Source organism: Paenibacillus sp. UASWS1643, assembly GCF_008693195.1.
In the GTDB taxonomy this organism is placed as follows: Bacteria; Bacillota; Bacilli; order Paenibacillales; family Paenibacillaceae; genus Paenibacillus; species Paenibacillus amylolyticus_B.
The window spans coordinates 1,559,210-1,574,832 of the sequence record NZ_VXKZ01000115.1 but is presented as its reverse complement, the minus strand read 5'-3'; the positions used below and the strand labels follow the sequence as shown (position 1 = coordinate 1,574,832).

15 protein-coding genes are annotated in these 15,623 nt (G+C 46.6%); 9 read left to right on the top strand and 6 right to left on the bottom strand.

Features of this window, described 5'->3' with window-relative positions:
• Positions 1–280: 280 nt before the first annotated feature.
• The 5 genes from treC (at position 281) to FE296_RS30985 (ending at position 5,768) form a co-directional block, all read left to right on the top strand.
• Positions 281–2,002, top strand: coding sequence for an alpha,alpha-phosphotrehalase (gene treC / locus FE296_RS31005; protein WP_150367536.1), 1,722 nt, complete (start codon positions 281–283; stop codon positions 2,000–2,002).
• A 28-nt stretch (positions 2,003–2,030) separates the two neighbouring features.
• Positions 2,031–4,052 carry a PTS system trehalose-specific EIIBC component gene (treP, locus tag FE296_RS31000; protein ID WP_150367535.1) on the top strand — a complete coding sequence of 674 codons (2,022 nt, stop codon included), beginning with the start codon at positions 2,031–2,033 and terminating at the stop codon, positions 4,050–4,052.
• 224 nt (positions 4,053–4,276) lie between these two features.
• A complete protein-coding gene (locus tag FE296_RS30995) occupies positions 4,277–5,125 on the top strand; it encodes a chemotaxis protein (protein ID WP_124114262.1) in 849 nt (282 codons plus the stop codon).
• 84 nt (positions 5,126–5,209) lie between these two features.
• Positions 5,210–5,488 carry a YkgJ family cysteine cluster protein gene (locus FE296_RS30990; protein ID WP_124114263.1) on the top strand — a complete coding sequence of 93 codons (279 nt, stop codon included), beginning with the start codon at positions 5,210–5,212 and terminating at the stop codon, positions 5,486–5,488.
• A gap of 76 nt (positions 5,489–5,564) precedes the next feature.
• The gene (locus FE296_RS30985; RefSeq protein ID WP_017688872.1) at positions 5,565–5,768 is read left to right on the top strand and encodes a hypothetical protein; all 204 of its coding nucleotides are present in this window, start codon (positions 5,565–5,567) and stop codon (positions 5,766–5,768) included.
• An 85-nt stretch (positions 5,769–5,853) separates the two neighbouring features.
• Here the strand turns inward: FE296_RS30985 and FE296_RS30980 are convergent, their stop codons facing one another.
• The 3 genes from FE296_RS30980 to FE296_RS30970 all read right to left on the bottom strand — a co-directional run bounded on the left by FE296_RS30980 (position 5,854) and on the right by FE296_RS30970 (position 8,310).
• Positions 5,854–6,213, bottom strand: coding sequence for an AbrB family transcriptional regulator (locus tag FE296_RS30980; protein WP_124114264.1), 360 nt, complete (start codon positions 6,211–6,213; stop codon positions 5,854–5,856).
• A gap of 4 nt (positions 6,214–6,217) precedes the next feature.
• Positions 6,218–7,528 (bottom strand): MFS transporter, encoded by a 1,311-nt coding sequence (locus tag FE296_RS30975; protein WP_150367534.1) that lies wholly within the window; start codon positions 7,526–7,528, stop codon positions 6,218–6,220.
• Positions 7,529–7,605: 77 nt separating this feature from the next.
• Positions 7,606–8,310, bottom strand: coding sequence for an O-methyltransferase (locus FE296_RS30970; protein WP_124114266.1), 705 nt, complete (start codon positions 8,308–8,310; stop codon positions 7,606–7,608).
• Between the two features lie 138 nt (positions 8,311–8,448).
• On the opposite strand from FE296_RS30970, the gene FE296_RS30965 reads away from it, so the two are divergent.
• A complete protein-coding gene (locus FE296_RS30965) occupies positions 8,449–9,345 on the top strand; it encodes a LysR family transcriptional regulator (RefSeq protein ID WP_124114267.1) in 897 nt (298 codons plus the stop codon).
• A 116-nt stretch (positions 9,346–9,461) separates the two neighbouring features.
• Here the strand turns inward: FE296_RS30965 and FE296_RS30960 are convergent, their stop codons facing one another.
• Positions 9,462–10,178 (bottom strand): YoaK family protein, encoded by a 717-nt coding sequence (locus FE296_RS30960; protein ID WP_150367533.1) that lies wholly within the window; start codon positions 10,176–10,178, stop codon positions 9,462–9,464.
• 84 nt (positions 10,179–10,262) lie between these two features.
• Positions 10,263–11,141, bottom strand: a complete 879-nt coding sequence (locus FE296_RS30955) for an alpha/beta hydrolase family protein (protein ID WP_150367724.1) — start codon at positions 11,139–11,141, stop codon at positions 10,263–10,265.
• Between the two features lie 244 nt (positions 11,142–11,385).
• Here FE296_RS30955 and FE296_RS30950 point away from each other — a divergent pair, with 244 nt between their 5' ends.
• Positions 11,386–12,129, top strand: coding sequence for a GTP pyrophosphokinase (locus FE296_RS30950; protein ID WP_124114270.1), 744 nt, complete (start codon positions 11,386–11,388; stop codon positions 12,127–12,129).
• 6 nt (positions 12,130–12,135) lie between these two features.
• Positions 12,136–13,371: a multidrug effflux MFS transporter gene (locus FE296_RS30945; RefSeq protein ID WP_124114271.1), complete on the top strand. Its 1,236-nt coding sequence runs from the start codon at positions 12,136–12,138 to the stop codon at positions 13,369–13,371.
• Positions 13,372–13,463: 92 nt separating this feature from the next.
• Here FE296_RS30945 and FE296_RS33085 read toward each other — a convergent pair whose 3' ends face one another.
• Entirely contained in the window at positions 13,464–14,114 is a 651-nt protein-coding gene (locus FE296_RS33085) for a hypothetical protein (protein WP_167483546.1), read from the bottom strand.
• A 445-nt stretch (positions 14,115–14,559) separates the two neighbouring features.
• Between FE296_RS33085 and FE296_RS30935 the strand changes: the two genes are divergently transcribed.
• Positions 14,560–15,552 carry an iron-hydroxamate ABC transporter substrate-binding protein gene (locus tag FE296_RS30935; RefSeq protein WP_223869107.1) on the top strand — a complete coding sequence of 331 codons (993 nt, stop codon included), beginning with the start codon at positions 14,560–14,562 and terminating at the stop codon, positions 15,550–15,552.
• Positions 15,553–15,623: the final 71 nt, after the last annotated feature.

Sequence of the window (15,623 nt, the reverse complement as noted above, 5' to 3'; positions counted from 1 at the left end):
GTTCAACCAAGTTCAACCAAATTAGACCTTCTGTTGCCCGCACCAATGGTGGGAAGAACAGACGGTTTTTTGTTGTTCCAATACAGATATCATTGGGTTCACGAACGCAGGTTCCAAAATAAATGTTACAGAGGAAAGATTTATGGGGAATGTGTAGAAGAGGCGAAGAATATACATATTATAGATTCAACTTGTATATACATGTTTACTTATGTAATATAGATATGAAGTTAGCCGAGAACATCACATAAGAGCATTACAATTTATTGGAGGCGTTAACATGAGTTCTAACAATACAACTCCGTCATCTTGGTGGAAGACATCAACGGTGTATCAGGTATATCCGAAGAGTTTTAATGACACAACCGGATCGGGTACCGGAGATATTCGTGGATTAACCGAGAAGCTTGATTATTTGCAGCATCTGGGTATCGATATTGTGTGGTTGCAGCCGGTATATGTATCCCCGCAGCATGATAATGGATATGACGTAGCGGACTATTACCGGATTAATCCGGATTATGGGACGATGGAGGATTTTGACGAGCTGTTGAAAGGTCTGAAGGCTCGTGATATGAAACTGATGATTGATATCGTGGTGAATCACTCCTCGACCGATCATGAGTGGTTCCAGCAATCCCGTTCTTCCAAGCATAATCCGTATCGGGATTATTATATTTGGAAAGATCCTGCCCCGGATGGTGGTGTGCCGAACAACTGGCAATCCAAGTTCGGTGGACCTGCTTGGCAGTTCGATGAACAGACGGGACAATATTTCCTGACTTTATTTGATAAAACGCAGGCAGATCTGAATTGGGAGAATGAAGAAGTACGCAAAGCTGTACGGGATATGATCAAGTTCTGGGCCGAAAAAGGTGTGGATGGTTTCCGTATGGACGTGATTAACCTGATCTCCAAAGATCAGCGTTTCCCTGATGATGATGGCAGCGTGTCACCGGGTGATGGACGCAAGTACTACACGGATGGACCGCGTGTGCATGAGTACATCACCGAGATGTACGATGAAGTATTCGGGCCTCACAACATGGTGACTGTAGGGGAAATGTCTTCCACAACACTGGAACATTGTATCCAATATTCGAACCCGGCTTCCCGGGAGTTTTCGATGACGTTTAACTTCCATCACCTGAAAGTGGATTATCCGAATGGTCAGAAGTGGGAACTGATGCCTTATGATTTCGAAGCGATGAAACAGCTCTTCAGTGAGTGGCAGACAGGCATGCAGGCCGGTGGAGGTTGGAACGCGCTGTTCCTGAATAACCATGATCAGCCGCGAGCACTGTCCCGATTTGCTGATGATGGTGACTATCGTGCCGAGAGTGCGAAGATGCTCGCGACAACGATACACGGAATGCAAGGTACGCCTTATGTGTACCAGGGTGAAGAGATCGGAATGCCGAATCCAGTCTGGAATGACGTTAGCGAATTCCGCGATATCGAATCGACGAACATGTACCGCTTGCTTCAGGAAGAACGAGGGAAATCAGCGGAGGAAGCGTTCGAAATCGTGAAGGAGCGTTCCCGGGATAACTCCCGCACACCGATGCAGTGGAATGGAAGTCAGAACGCCGGCTTCACTACGGGAACACCTTGGCTGAAGGTGGATGAGCGGTATCCTTCGATTCACGTGGAACAGCAGCTGGCTGACCCGGATTCGATCTACTACCATTACCGCAAATTGATTGCCCTGCGTAAACAGGTAAACGTGCTGATCGACGGTCTGTATGAACGCTTGGATGATGCACACCCGGATGTATTTGCGTACGCACGGACCAATGGAAGTGAAACCCTGATTGTTGTATCCAACTTCAGTACACGGGACGTCACGTTCTCGCTTCCGGAAGTGGTCTGGAATGATCACATTGCAGGCAAATCAGCTGAATTACTCATTGGTAATACAGAGGCGGCCCCTGCGCTGACGCAGGAAATCTCGCTCAGTCCGTATGCATCCTATATGTGGCTTGTACCACAACAGGACTAATCATATTTTATAAATAGGAAGTGACACTATGGCAATTGATAAAAAACAGGTTGAGGAGATCGTCCGGGCAGTCGGCGGCAAAGAGAATATTGAAGCTGCAACACACTGTGTTACACGACTCCGGTTTGCCTTGTATGATGAGAGTAAAGTGGATACTGAAAGTCTGGATCAGAATGATCTGGTTAAAGGTCAGTTCTCTTCCCAGGGACAATTCCAGGTCGTTATTGGGCCTGGTCTGGTGGATAAAGTCTATGATGAGATGATTCAGATTACCGGGGGAGATCGTTCTTCCAAAGATGATGTGAAGGCGGTTGCTGGTAAAAAGCAAAATCCAATTCAGCGAGCGATTAAAACACTCTCGGATATTTTCATTCCAATCTTGCCAGCGATCATCACAGCAGGTCTTTTGCTCGGGATTAACAACATTCTGACAGGTCCAGGCATTTTCTTTGATGGAAAATCACTGGTGGATGTCTACCCAGCCTGGAAGGATCTTGCGTCCATTATTAATACGATTGCAAGTACAGCCTTCACATTCCTGCCGGCTCTAATTGGTTGGGCAGCTGTAAAAAGGTTCGGCGGCAGTCCGCTGCTCGGGATCGTGCTGGGTCTCATTCTGGTACATCCCGATCTGCTGAGTGCATATGGTTATGCTGATGCCGTGAATAATGGCACAGTACCAACATGGAATTTGTTTGGTTGGGAGATTGAGAAGATCGGTTATCAAGGGCAGGTTTTGCCGGTACTGGTATCGGCCTATCTGCTTGCGAAGATGGAAATTTTCCTGAACAAGAGAGTTCATGATTCAATTAAACTGCTGGTCGTTGCACCAGTCACGTTGCTGATTACCGGATTCCTTGCATTTACGATTATTGGACCGGTTACATTCGCCATTGCGAATGCAATTACATCCGGCTTGATCTATGTATACGATTCATACGCGGCGCTGGGTGGTCTGATCTACGGTGGTCTATATGCTCTGCTCGTTATCACCGGTATGCATCACACATTCCTCGCGGTGGATGTTCAGCTCATTGGTAGTCAGGGCGGTACGTTCCTGTGGCCGATGCTGGCATTGTCCAACATCGCACAGGGTTCAGCGGCACTTGCGATGATGCTTGTCCTGCGTGAGAAGAAAATGAGAGGACTTGCGGCAACGTCCTCGGTGTCGGCCTTCCTCGGGGTAACCGAGCCGGCGATCTTCGGAGTGAATATCCGTTACCGTTATCCGTTTATCTTTGGTATGGTCGGTTCCGCGATTGGTGGTGTGTTGCTGACGATGAATAATGTTCAGGCAACCTCCATCGGTGTAGGTGGTGTACCGGGATTCCTGTCGATTTTCCCTAACAAGTGGGGCGTCTTCTTCATCGGCATGGCGATCGTATTGGTTGTACCGTTTGTACTGACCGTCCTTTTTGGCAGAGCCAAACTGAAAAAAGAAGATCGTAATGCAAGCAACGGAACGGATGCTGAGCCTACAGCGGCTACATCGCAATCTGCTGCTTCGGGTGTTACCTCTTCAACTGGAAAAACAGATCCAAACCAGCGCACACGTGGTGCAGCTCAAGTAGGGGACGAAGCAGTGAATACACTGGAAATCATGGCGCCATTAACAGGCCAGGCCGTATCACTGGAGCAAGTACCAGATCCGGCTTTTGCCGAGAAACAGATGGGTGAAGGTGTAGCGATTGAACCTTCCGGTAACGTTGTTGTTGCCCCGTTTGATGCTCAGGTAGCTCATGTGATTAAAAGTAAACATGCGGTGATTCTTGAACACGCGAGTGGATTACAAGTTCTGATTCATGTCGGGATTAATACAGTATCCCTCAAGGGTGAAGGCTTCAACATGCATGTGGAAGCTGGCGAGCATGTAAAGGCTGGACAAAAACTGTTGGAGTTTGATCGTAAGGTCATTGAAGATGCGGGATACCCGCTGATTACACCGATTATCATTCCAGATGGTCAGGATATGGTTGAACGGGTGGAAGTCACGACAGGTGATGTTACATCTAATCAAAATGGTGTGTTGAAGGTTCATCTGAAAGGTTAATTGAATACAACAACAAGAAGGGGCTGCATGTACGCAGCTCCTTTTTGCTGTATGATCGTTATTTTCATGACGATCATGGTAAACTGTATATAAAATGGAAGAATCACATTTTTAAAATAATAGTGGTTGGAAAGGTTCTTGTAACAAAGCAAGCTTCAGGCATGTTCGAGTCGTGGCGTTCATATGGTGGAGAAAGAGATCCTAGATCGATGAGGAGGAGAGCCATGACACGTATTGCGGTGATGGTCATTCATGGGCTGGGTATGCGAAAGGATGGGTACGCGGACAAGCTGATTACTTGTTTGCATAAGGAATTGGACAAGGTGATGGTCTTGCCTGGAGCCTCCGAACAGATGGTGGATATCGAACCTGTATATTGGGCGGATGTATTTGAGGATCGGGAAGAGGCGCTCTTTCAACAGCTCGTCAGCTCTCCGGGATTGAACTTTCAGGCGTTGCGCCGATTTGTCATCCATTACCTGGCTGATGCGGTAGCTTATCAACCTGTGGAAAATCAAGGCCATAACTATGATGCCGTACATCGAACGTTGAATCAGGCGATGCATACCCTTGCACAGCGTAATGGACCGGAAGCTCCGCTCTGTGTGGTTGCCCATAGTTTGGGTGCCGTAATCGCCAGTAACTTCTTCTACGATCTGCAATATCCGTCCAGTCGTGTTCCTGAAGTTGTGGATGTGAACTCGGCTTTGGAGCGGGGCGACACCCTGACCAATTTTTACTCGTTTGGTACAACCCTTCCCTTATGGAGTTTGCGTTACCATGACTTTAGTTGCCCAATTCAGGTGCCCTCTTCCCATGTGAATCACTATTATGCCGGGCTGGAAGGGGAATGGGTGAACTTCTACGATCGGGATGATATTCTGGGTTATCCATTACGCCCCATTGATCCCGCTTATGAGAAAGCGGTTAAAGAAGACATTGAAGTGAACTCTGGCGGCGTGGCTATGAGTTGGAATCCGCTAAGTCATGGGGGGTATTTTTCGAATCGAAGCATGAATCGGAGAATGGCTCAGGGGCTCGCTCGAACCTGGACCTGGATAAATCGCTCATAATTAAGAGGTAGTTCAAAAACTGAAAACCGGTCTTTTTGAACATGTATTATAAGTACTATAAGTTTTAATTAGGAGGGTATATGTATGGAATGCAGGACAGGCTGTGCCGCATGTTGTATCGCGATTTCCATATCATCACCGATACCGGGCATGGCTCATGGCAAGCCGGCAGGTGTACGTTGTGTGCAGCTTACGGATGATAATCGCTGCGGAATTTTTGGCCAAAAAGATCGTCCTGCGGTATGCAGTGGATTGCAAGCTGAGGAAGAGATGTGTGGTAGCACCAATCAGGAAGCATTTGATATCCTAACCTGGTTGGAGCAAGAAACTGCACCGACCGTGATTGCGCCGAAAGTAGTTTAAGTGACTTGTTTTAATTAATCAGGATAATTATACTTAATATGGAAGATGGTCGATCTAGAGAGGAGATGCGAATATAATGGGGCTTGTTAAACGCTTTGTATTGGTTGTTGTGAATATGATCGGAGAGTTATGGATGGGCTTTTACCGACGTAACTCGGATTATTATGATCATCAGACTTCGGAGTCCAAAAGTAAGATTGGCTATTATGCATTCATTATTGGGGCAACAGTGGTTACGGTGGGCATTGTAGGCTGGATGTACAACCGAATTTATTCATAAGTAGTCATTATACTTAAAATTGAATGAGGCCAAATGCTGAAGAGGAGTCTGTACAAATAAAAGAGAGTATCCGCAGGATGTGACATCAAATGGATACTCTTTTTGGCATGGAATCAGGTAGGAATATGATCATACTCATCACGTTTAAGAGGGAGGCTGGCAGGCTGGGTGTGTGCATCGTTGTGCTTAATTGAACGACACACATGACAATCATGGGACCCAGCATAAAGGCCGTCGGAAATCGGAGTTTGCGTGCAACCCATGCACCCGCTACACAGAGCGGAGCATAGAGAAGAATCTCGGGGAATAGGGTATCCAACGTTGCTACGTCAAGAGATTCAGGTATGCATTCAGGTTTAATGAAGGATTCATGTTCATGTGTGACCACTCCTGATGATGAGATACGTTGCGTTATCTGCGGAACTACCAGACTGCTACTGTTCAACTCATTAAGATCCTGCGAGAGCCCTAGCGGAAGGTTTGGGTTCTCTGAACATTACAAAGTACATCAGTGATGAAATAACGTATAGACAGCCTGTGATGCTGAAAGTGATCGCGTAACCCCAGTACGTTCCATATGTGGTGACCAGATGGGATTGAACAGGTCCCATGGTCGCCCAACCAATCATGAACGAGGTCTGCATCAGTGAATTGGCAATGCCGCGGCGTTTGTCCGAGATCCGATCCACCAGTATGGCTGAATGAATGGGATTGGCTGCGTTCATCAATGCTTGTCTGAACAAGAAACTGAGCGAAGCGATGAACAACAGATTGGTGAAGCCTGTTAATAGAAGGAAGGGCAGCGACATGACCTGGAAAATGACAACGGCTCTTACGCTTCCGACCTTTGCTGCCAGGGTAGGACCAATCAGCATGGATACAATTGTCATAATCTGACCAAGTGCAATCAGTAAGCTCATGCCGCTCAGAGAAACCGAGAACCGATTGGTGAAATACAGATTCAGATACGGTACAACCAGTCCGGAACCTAACCCAATTAACAACTGAGTCACTATAAACTGACCAATCAGTCGGGAATCTTTTTTCTTCGTGATCGAATCATCCGTGCTTGGGGTATTCGTTGAAATTTCTTTTCGATCCGCATTGGATTGAAGAACGGGTTGCCCCGGAATTGTTGTCTGCGGAGCGGCCTTGCCTTCGGTTACAAATAACAGTGGAATAAATGCAGCCAGTGTTGCTGCACCCCCGACAAATAAAACCGTCTGCAATCCGGTCACTTTGGCGAGTCCTGCCGTATGTAACAAATCTGCGAATACACCGCCGCCCAGGCTACCAAGCACCTGGGAAGCGAGCACAAGAGATGAATAATAACTGAACATCTTCAGCCGCTGGCTTTTCTTGACGTTTTCCGCCAGATAAGGAATGGCCAGTACTTGGAATACCCCAGCGAAAAGGCCAGAAAATACCGCGAACCAAATCAGTCCTGTAGCCGAATAATCGAAGGAGCGTCCGATTAGAAAGATTCCGCTGAATAACGCCCCGGTAATGAGTAATCGCTTGCGGCTGAACAGATCACCGCATAGACCGATAGGAACAAACATAATGGCTGTTGCGAGTGATTGAATACTTACAATCTGGCCGTTCATTGTATCATTATAGCCCAGCCCCTGAATATACAGATTGTACAAGACAGAGAACATGCCATTTCCGATCTGATACAGAATGCTAGCTAGGAAAAACAGTTGAATATTGCGGGACCAGCCGCGAATTTCATCATTAATATGTTGTAAAACTCTCAAGTGGTTCCCCCCAGTCTGCCTGTGCAGTGATTCCAGTTTAACAGGAAAGGGGAATTTGCGGAAGAATTGACCACTGTTTATTTTGGTTCAGGGGCATCAATCACACGAGCAATGACGAATCCATCGTAGCCTTTGCTACCGACGGTTTGCAGTGCTGTAGCTTCAAGCCGAGGGTGATCCGCGATCAACTGTAGGAATGATCGAACGCCTTGAACTCTAGGGTCTGTGCTGTCTGTGCGGATCACTTCACCGTCCCTGACGATATTATCACCAATAATAAGACTCCCCGGCCGAGTCAGTCGCAGTGCCCATCTCAGATAATCGGGATTACTCGGTTTGTCAGCATCGATGAAGATCATATCAAACGGTTCCCTGTATTCTTCCTGAACATCGGGAAGGGTGGTTAGGGCAGGACCAACTCTCAGGTCTACCTTGTGCATCAGTCCTGCTCGTGTGAGATTGGCTCGAGCCAAGTCTGCATGGTGAGATTCCGATTCCAGTGAGACGATACGTCCGTGTTCAGGCAGCGCTCTTGCCATCCAGATGGTACTGTATCCACCTAATGTGCCGATTTCAAGTACACGGGATGCGCCTTGGATTTGCAGCAGGAGATGAAGTAACTTTCCTTGATTCGGTGTTACGTCATGTGCAGGGAGTCCAGCTTCGGCATTGCTTTGCAGTGTATGTTCCAGCAGGGAATCTGATGGAATCAGCAGATCATTCATGTAGTCGTCGACTTGAGTCCAGGTATGCTGTAGGTTGGTCGTATTTATATTTTTCATCTTCACATGTTCCTTTCCTTGTTTCATGTATTGGATTTCATATTTCAACTATAGATGGAGTAGATATATAAATAAAATATATATTATGTATGTTAATATAACTTTAGATTATGTAATTGGCGTGGAAAGGGTGTAAACATGAATCTGCATGGATTACGATTATTTCATGCCATTGTGAGATATGGCGGGGTCACTCGTGCCGCAGAGGAACTAAATATTAGTCAGCCTGCGGTATCTTCTCAGGTGAAGAAATTTGAACGTGAATTAGGAATCCAGCTTTTTGTTTCGGAGGGAAGAAGACTGGTGCTTACGGATGCGGGGATACAGTTAACAGGATATGCGGAACGTCTGTTCATGCTGGAGCAGGATGTCGAGAATTTTGTGCAGGATTTTCGGGAGGGCAAGAAAGGACTAATCCGTCTTACGGCAACCTACTTACCTTCGAATTTTCTGTTGCCTGGCTGGATTGCGCGGTTTAAGCAAATGCACGAGGATGTGGAGATTGTTGTGAGCACAACCAACACCCGGATGGCCTTTGACCAGTTGCTTCGTTATGAGGCAGAGATTGCAGTGTATGGTGGAAGTGGCATTACACATACGGGTGTCCAATGGGATGAATTGTTTAACGATGAGATGTGGTTTGTTGTGCACCCTGACCATCCGTATGCGGGAAAAGAAATCGAGCTGCATGAGATGATGGCAGAACCGTTCATCATGCGCGAAGAAGGCAGTGCCACGCGTGAGAGACTCGTTTCCCTTTGCACTACAAATAACCTGGCCGCTCCCCGCATTGCGCTTCAGTTCAACGGGCTGAACGAAACGATTAGTGCGGTGAAGGCAGGTTATGGGGCCAACTTTATATCTTCTTTGGTTGTGAACGAAGATGTGCAGCAAGGCAGGCTGGCACGTGTGTTTGTTCGAGGTGTACAGCTGAGAAATACGGTTGCTGTATGTACACGAGCCGGGGAGGTATTATCACCTGCTGCACAGCATCTTGTCAAGCTTTTCCGCCAAGAGGCGTCTTTGATGAAATAAATAGCGTGATTGTACTTAAAATAACTTAAAATATGTGTTTAAAAAGACCAGTTTTCAGTAACCTAAAGCGGACTTTGAACAGCCTTTTGAAAATGAATGGGTTGCTTCTTCAGCTATTAACTTTCGCTTTGTTGTGATGTTCCCCATGCATGGAATCGGGCGTAAAGGGTTACGCCGCCAATGATCAGGACAGGAATCCAGACTGCAATCATGGGCACACGGTGGAATAACAATGCGGCTGCAATGACGCCGATCAAATAGATGACAACAGCACCTGCACGAAGGTAGGAGTCTGTGGACAAGGCTTTGGCTAACGATCGGATATTGGCATGTCGCAGCTTTTTGAGGATGCTTACGGTATCCTCAACCACAGCGGCCAAATTATTGGTGAGCACGGTTGTTGAGATGCCAGCAATTCCAATGCGGCGTGCCGCAGTTGTTTGCATCCCCATTGCAACGGCTAGGATGACAATTAACAGATAAGACAGTTGTTCTGAAAATGGACTAATCATGGCGATGGCGAACAGCAGGAGCAATATGCTTTCAACAGTTAATACAGCTGTGACCTTGGAGGACCAGCCATTTTTGGTCTGCACATGTCCAACCATATGTGCTGCAATGGCATTGCCAGCAATAAAACCAATGAGAGCAAGCAATGACCGAATTACAACAAATTCCTGAGCACGGGCAATGGCAATACCCAACAAAACAATATTTCCCGTCATATTGGCTGTGAGCACATGCCCCAGTCCCAGATATCCGATCAGATCCACCATTCCGGCAGACATGCAGAGAAGCAGCATGGCGTATTTTTGGAGGGTGCTTTGATTCATCCTATCCGTCCTTTCAAAAAACGTAGCCCCTATAGTATACAGCCATAACCCATGCTTCTTCAAAATGAATTCATAGTGCAAGATTTAAGGTGCAGCGAGCCAATCAAACATATTGTTCACCGCTGACTCATGTATTTTCTCGAGAAAATGATGATCCTGCCCGCCATAAGCGTGAAATGTGACATCCGCACCTCTCCGCTTAAGCCAGTGATACATTCGGGTTCCGTGACTATAATTCACCTGTGTATCTGATGTACCATGCATGATTAGCACAGGACAAGATAATTTGTTCGCTTTCGACAAGGGAGAACGGGCGAGATAAGCTTCCGGCACTGCGCGTGGTGAGCCACCCAGCACCCGTTTCAATGTGCGCCTCAGGTCGGTTCGCTCATGGTAAGTGCGTTCCACATCGGCGACACCGCTCCAAAGAACTAACTTATGTACTTTGTCCGGTCCCTCATTATAGGCAGTTGCGGTATGTACAGCATTAATGGCTCCACGGGAGAACCCCATTAACGATATCCGAGTTGGGTCGACAAAAGGTAAACGCTGCATCAACCGATAAGCGGCATGCACATCTTCGGCATCTCTTCCGCCATACTCGTCACGCCCCTCACCGCCTTCGTTGCCACGATAGGATGGGGCTAACACGATATAACCTTTATGTACAAATTGCTCAAGCCAAACAGTATTTACCCCGCCATAGCTGCCAAGTCCGCCGCGACAATAGATCAGCACAGGCCACTGTTCCTGTGTGTGTGCGATATCATGCATTTTTGCAGCAGGGTAATGGCTGGCGAGTGGTTGCAAATGTAGAGATGTATGTATGGAAGCGAATTCCGGAAAGGCAGAGGAGATAGAGCCGGGATGAGAAGTTTCATATGTCGTGATATCTGGTAATGAACAACCTTGTGGCAGGTATAAATAAGCTTTAACCCGAAGTGTATCGGATGAATACGTCACTTGATAGAGCAGGAAAATCAACCTCTTTCATCGGTTATAACAGGCCAAATGACAGGGATGCTTCTATAGGATGCGCGTAAAATAAGTTCCCATACCTTCCAGGCAGAATAGCCAGCCCGAATGTGAGAAATTCGTTTATTGGCTCCATATGATTTATAATGGTTCAGGAGGCATATGCATTGACCGCTGTCCTCATTTTTATAAAACTAATTTTAGTGTGCAGAAAGAAAGGGAGAAAGCTATGATGAACGCTCCACATCCAATTGATCAATTCAAGAAATTCAAATATGAAATTACCAGATTTATGATGATCTATAAATTTGCTCTGGATCAAATGGAGACCAAGATTGAAGTCCTGAAGGAAGAATTCCAGTCTCTGCATGATTACAGTCCAATTGAGCATACAAAGTCCAGACTGAAATCACCTGAGAGCATTATGAACAAGATGTTCCGCAAAAATCATGAGTTAACATTTGAGAGCATCAAGCAAAATATTAAGGATATCGCCGGGGTACGGATTACATGTTCCTTTATCTCGGACATCTATCGTATTAAGGATATGCTGTGCAACCAGAGTGATCTGCGTGTACTGGAGGTCAAAGACTACATCGAGAATCCAAAGCCAAACGGCTACCAAAGCCTTCACCTTCTGGTGGAAGTGCCTGTATACATGTCCAATGGTGAGGAACGAGCATGTGTGGAGATCCAGATCCGTACAATCGCGATGGATTTCTGGGCAAGTCTGGAGCATAAGATTTTTTATAAATACAATAAGGATGTTCCCGAGCATTTGACCAAGGAACTGAAAAGTGCGGCAGACTCCGCAAATGCACTGGATCAACAGATGGAACGACTTCACCGTGAAATTCAGGAGATCAAAGATGCAGAGAACGAGCGGGATGAAGAAGAACTGCGCCGTATTATTATTAACAATCAACAGTTCACACTGCCGTCCAATCTGCTCAAGCTGCTGGGTAGCGGGGAGTAGTATTTGATGAAAAGTACAACAGCTTCATTGAACACAAACTCCACATCTCGTGTACGGATGGCTTTAATTCTGGGGACATTGTCGGCCTTCGGGCCGTTGTCCCTGGATATGTATTTACCCGCATTGCCCACGCTGGCTGATGAGTTTGGTTCATCTACTTCGTATGCTCAACTCAGTCTGACGGCGTGTATGATTGGACTTGCGGTTGGACAGTTGCTTGCCGGACCTTTAAGTGATGTACGTGGTCGGCGAACACCACTCATTGCAGGGCTTGTGCTCTATACTATCGCCTCCATACTTTGCCTGGTCAGCCCTACGATGGGCTCTTTTGTTGTGCTGCGGTTTATTCAAGGTGTAGCTGGAGCGGCAGGGATTGTCATCTCGCGCGCAATCGTCAGAGACGTATATTCGGGCCCGGAACTGACACGGTTCTTCTCTCTGTTAATGCTGATAAACGGCGTAGCCCCGATTGCTGCACCGATCATTGGTGGACAATTGTTGACGTATACGTCGTGGCGCGGAGTATTTATTTTGCTTAGCCTCATCGGAATACTGACGCTGTTGGCTGTCATTTTCGGTCTTGGAGAGACATTACCTTCCAGTCGCAGATCAAGCGGGGGATTGAAGCAGACCCTGATTACGTTTCGTCAAATCGCAGGGGATCGTCAGTTTATGGGTTATGCGTTGACCCAGGGGTTTGTAGCGGCTGGCATGTTTGCCTACATATCCGGTTCACCGTTTGTGCTTCAGAAGATATACGGGGTGTCCCCACAAATGTTTAGTGTTTGCTTTGCCATAAACGGGCTTGGCATTATTTTGGCTAGTCAGGTTGCCGGCAGACTTGCAGGTAAGGTATCTGAAACCCGGCTGTTAATCGCGGGGTTGCTAACCGCGGCGCTCGGAGGAACTTCACTGCTCATCGCCATTCTGGCTGGAGGTAATCTAATCTCTGTACTGATTCCGTTATTTCTGGTGGTATCCAGTGTTGGGTTGGTCAATACCGCGTCCTTCGCCTTGGCGATGGCCAATCAGGAGAAATCGGCAGGCAGTGCGTCTGCGCTTATTGGAGTGATGACGTTCCTGTTCGGAGGTATTGTCGCTCCCCTCGTAGGTCTCGGGGGAGAAGGCACAGCTGTGCCAATGGGAATCGTTATTGCGTGTGCTGATCTCGGTGCCTTGGTGATTTACTTCCTAATGGTCAGTAGAGGCAGGAAGCGTCAGAACGATCAGGTGTTGAGTTAAATGTACTGGTTCTGGTTAAAAGAACGAAAAAGAGCCTCATTTGGAAGGAATCATGCTTCCAAGTGAGGCTCTTGCTGTAGGTAAGGACAGGTTTAACAGAGCGCAAACAAAATCTGTGTATTGGACAGTATACCTGGCGTGAGGAATGGATAAAAGTACCCCACCACAAAACCAAACAGATTAATGGCAGGCCACATCAGGTAGACATCATTGTATGTGAAGACAAGGGACCATCGGTTGTAGCAAAAGTTGGGCAGCACACGTTCTTCGTTATCTCGTGGTGCCGCTGCACCAGTCTGTGCAAATTGCACCGCTTGAGTGAGGCTTTGCGGTTGTTGCTGGAGGAAGAGCGGAAGCAGACCCGGGCTGCTTTTGATCAGGTTATACAGAAAAAGCATTTCTGCCGGAGGCTGACCTACCGGACGAGGATAGGCACTAAGCAGGGTGGGCAGATTGCCTTGAGTCAGCTGCGCAGGTACGCCCGGTGCTGTACCCGGGATTGTACCTGGAATGCCTCCAGGGATATATGGACCGGGTCCTCCACCTGGAATGTATGGAGGATAGGAGCCTTGACCGCCAGGTATACCAGGAAACGTCGGACCACCCGGTGTGCCGCCACCGCCACCTCCTGGGAACAGTGGAGGCAATTGAAAGGAACGGTCTTCTCCATAACTTAGATAAGGGTTATATTCGTAATACATGTACAGAACATCCTTCCTGTCGTCGTATTCTGCATTCAGCATATGGCGGCATCCGCCTATATGTGAGTGCCGCCAAGAAGATTTTATATAATCTATATAGTTGAACTAATCATTTACACAAAACAGAGAGAATAGAAAAAACTGAAAAAGCGAAGCTAAAAGCTTTCTGAAAGAAAGCTGCATCGGAAGCATACGCTATCCCCGGTTTTTCCCTTAGAGAAAAGGGAATCGAAAAAAATCTGGGGATAACTGCGATTGGAAGGTTGTTCTATCATCGTAGTGTCAGTGTAAATAATTCTTAGTTCGACTTTATAGTGCAGAGCAAAATCGAATTGACAACTGGACTGATAACAATTATCATTGTCAATGGAATCGGAAAAGTGTACATACGGATATTATATGTATCAATAATAGTATCATTTTTTTGAACGTAGATATCTGTCACAATAACGAGGACTACGTTTCCATATTGAAAGGGGATAACAAATTGCTTAAGAATAATAGAAAGATGATCATACTTCTGATTACGGTGATGGTCATGTCCATCTGGTTGGCCGCGTGTGGAACAAAGACGGCAGAGAATGGAGCAGCAGGAGAGAACGATACAACAACGGAAACAGAGACACAAACAGAAGCCGCTACAGAGCGCACATTAACAGATGCAATGGGACACGAGGTTACCATCCCGGCTAATCCGGAGCGTGTCATCGCGTCTTATCTGGAAGACAATTTGGTAACACTAGGTGTTAAGCCAGTTGCACAGTGGTCGGTAGCCAACGGAATCCAGGAATATTTGCAAAAAGATCTGAATGGTATCCCGACGATTGCTTTTGATCTGCCTTTTGAAGCGGTAACAAGTTTTAACCCGGATCTGATTATTGTTGGTTCTGAAAGTGTGGTTGAAGGAGAAAAATACGAACAGTACAGTAAAATTGCACCTACTTATGTACTTGGCGATGAGATCAATAGCGACTGGCGTAAAACGTTACTGAAAATCGGTGAGATTTTGAATAAGAGTGATGAAGCGCAAAAAGCGCTGGATGATTACGAAGTTAAAGCTAGAGAAATCAAGGAAAAGATCAACAACATTACAGGTGGAACAAAATCAGCAGCGGCCATTTGGTTGGTTAGCGGCAAGTTTTTTATTGTAAGTGACAACGTATCAAGTGGAGAAGTAATGTACAAAGAACTTGGACTTCTAGAGCCTGAAGTTGTAAAAGAAATCTCTGCTAATGCAACAGGTAACTGGTCTTCCATCTCTATGGAGAAGCTGGCGGAAATGGATGTAGACTACTTGTTCTTTGTTAATAGTGATGCAGGTACTGGAGCGGAAGCACTGAAAGATCCAGTGTGGCAAAGTATCCCGGCTGTGAAAAATGGCAATTTGTTTGAATTCACCCGGTCCAGCAGCTGGTTGTACAGCGGAGTTCAAGCGAACCTTCAAATTATGGAAGACATTCAGAACAGCATTGTTAAATAAGAAATCGTCGATATGAAAAAGCATGTTTCTACTTCCTGGTGCAATAGGCACCAGGGAGTTTTTTTGTTAAT

What these genes read in the sequence shown, in the direction of transcription:
- FE296_RS30965 (WP_124114267.1), top strand. Translation starts at nt 8,449, where the DNA reads ATGAATCTGCATGGATTACGATTATTTCATGCCATTGTGAGATATGGC.
- treP (WP_150367535.1), top strand. Translation starts at nt 2,031, where the DNA reads ATGGCAATTGATAAAAAACAGGTTGAGGAGATCGTCCGGGCAGTCGGC.
- FE296_RS30990 (WP_124114263.1), top strand. Translation starts at nt 5,210, where the DNA reads ATGGAATGCAGGACAGGCTGTGCCGCATGTTGTATCGCGATTTCCATA.
- FE296_RS30950 (WP_124114270.1), top strand. Translation starts at nt 11,386, where the DNA reads ATGAACGCTCCACATCCAATTGATCAATTCAAGAAATTCAAATATGAA.
- FE296_RS30985 (WP_017688872.1), top strand. Translation starts at nt 5,565, where the DNA reads ATGGGGCTTGTTAAACGCTTTGTATTGGTTGTTGTGAATATGATCGGA.
- FE296_RS30970 (WP_124114266.1), bottom strand. Translation starts at nt 8,310, where the DNA reads ATGAAAAATATAAATACGACCAACCTACAGCATACCTGGACTCAAGTC.
- FE296_RS30945 (WP_124114271.1), top strand. Translation starts at nt 12,136, where the DNA reads ATGAAAAGTACAACAGCTTCATTGAACACAAACTCCACATCTCGTGTA.
- FE296_RS30960 (WP_150367533.1), bottom strand. Translation starts at nt 10,178, where the DNA reads ATGAATCAAAGCACCCTCCAAAAATACGCCATGCTGCTTCTCTGCATG.
- FE296_RS30995 (WP_124114262.1), top strand. Translation starts at nt 4,277, where the DNA reads ATGACACGTATTGCGGTGATGGTCATTCATGGGCTGGGTATGCGAAAG.
- FE296_RS33085 (WP_167483546.1), bottom strand. Translation starts at nt 14,114, where the DNA reads ATGCTGAATGCAGAATACGACGACAGGAAGGATGTTCTGTACATGTAT.
- treC (WP_150367536.1), top strand. Translation starts at nt 281, where the DNA reads ATGAGTTCTAACAATACAACTCCGTCATCTTGGTGGAAGACATCAACG.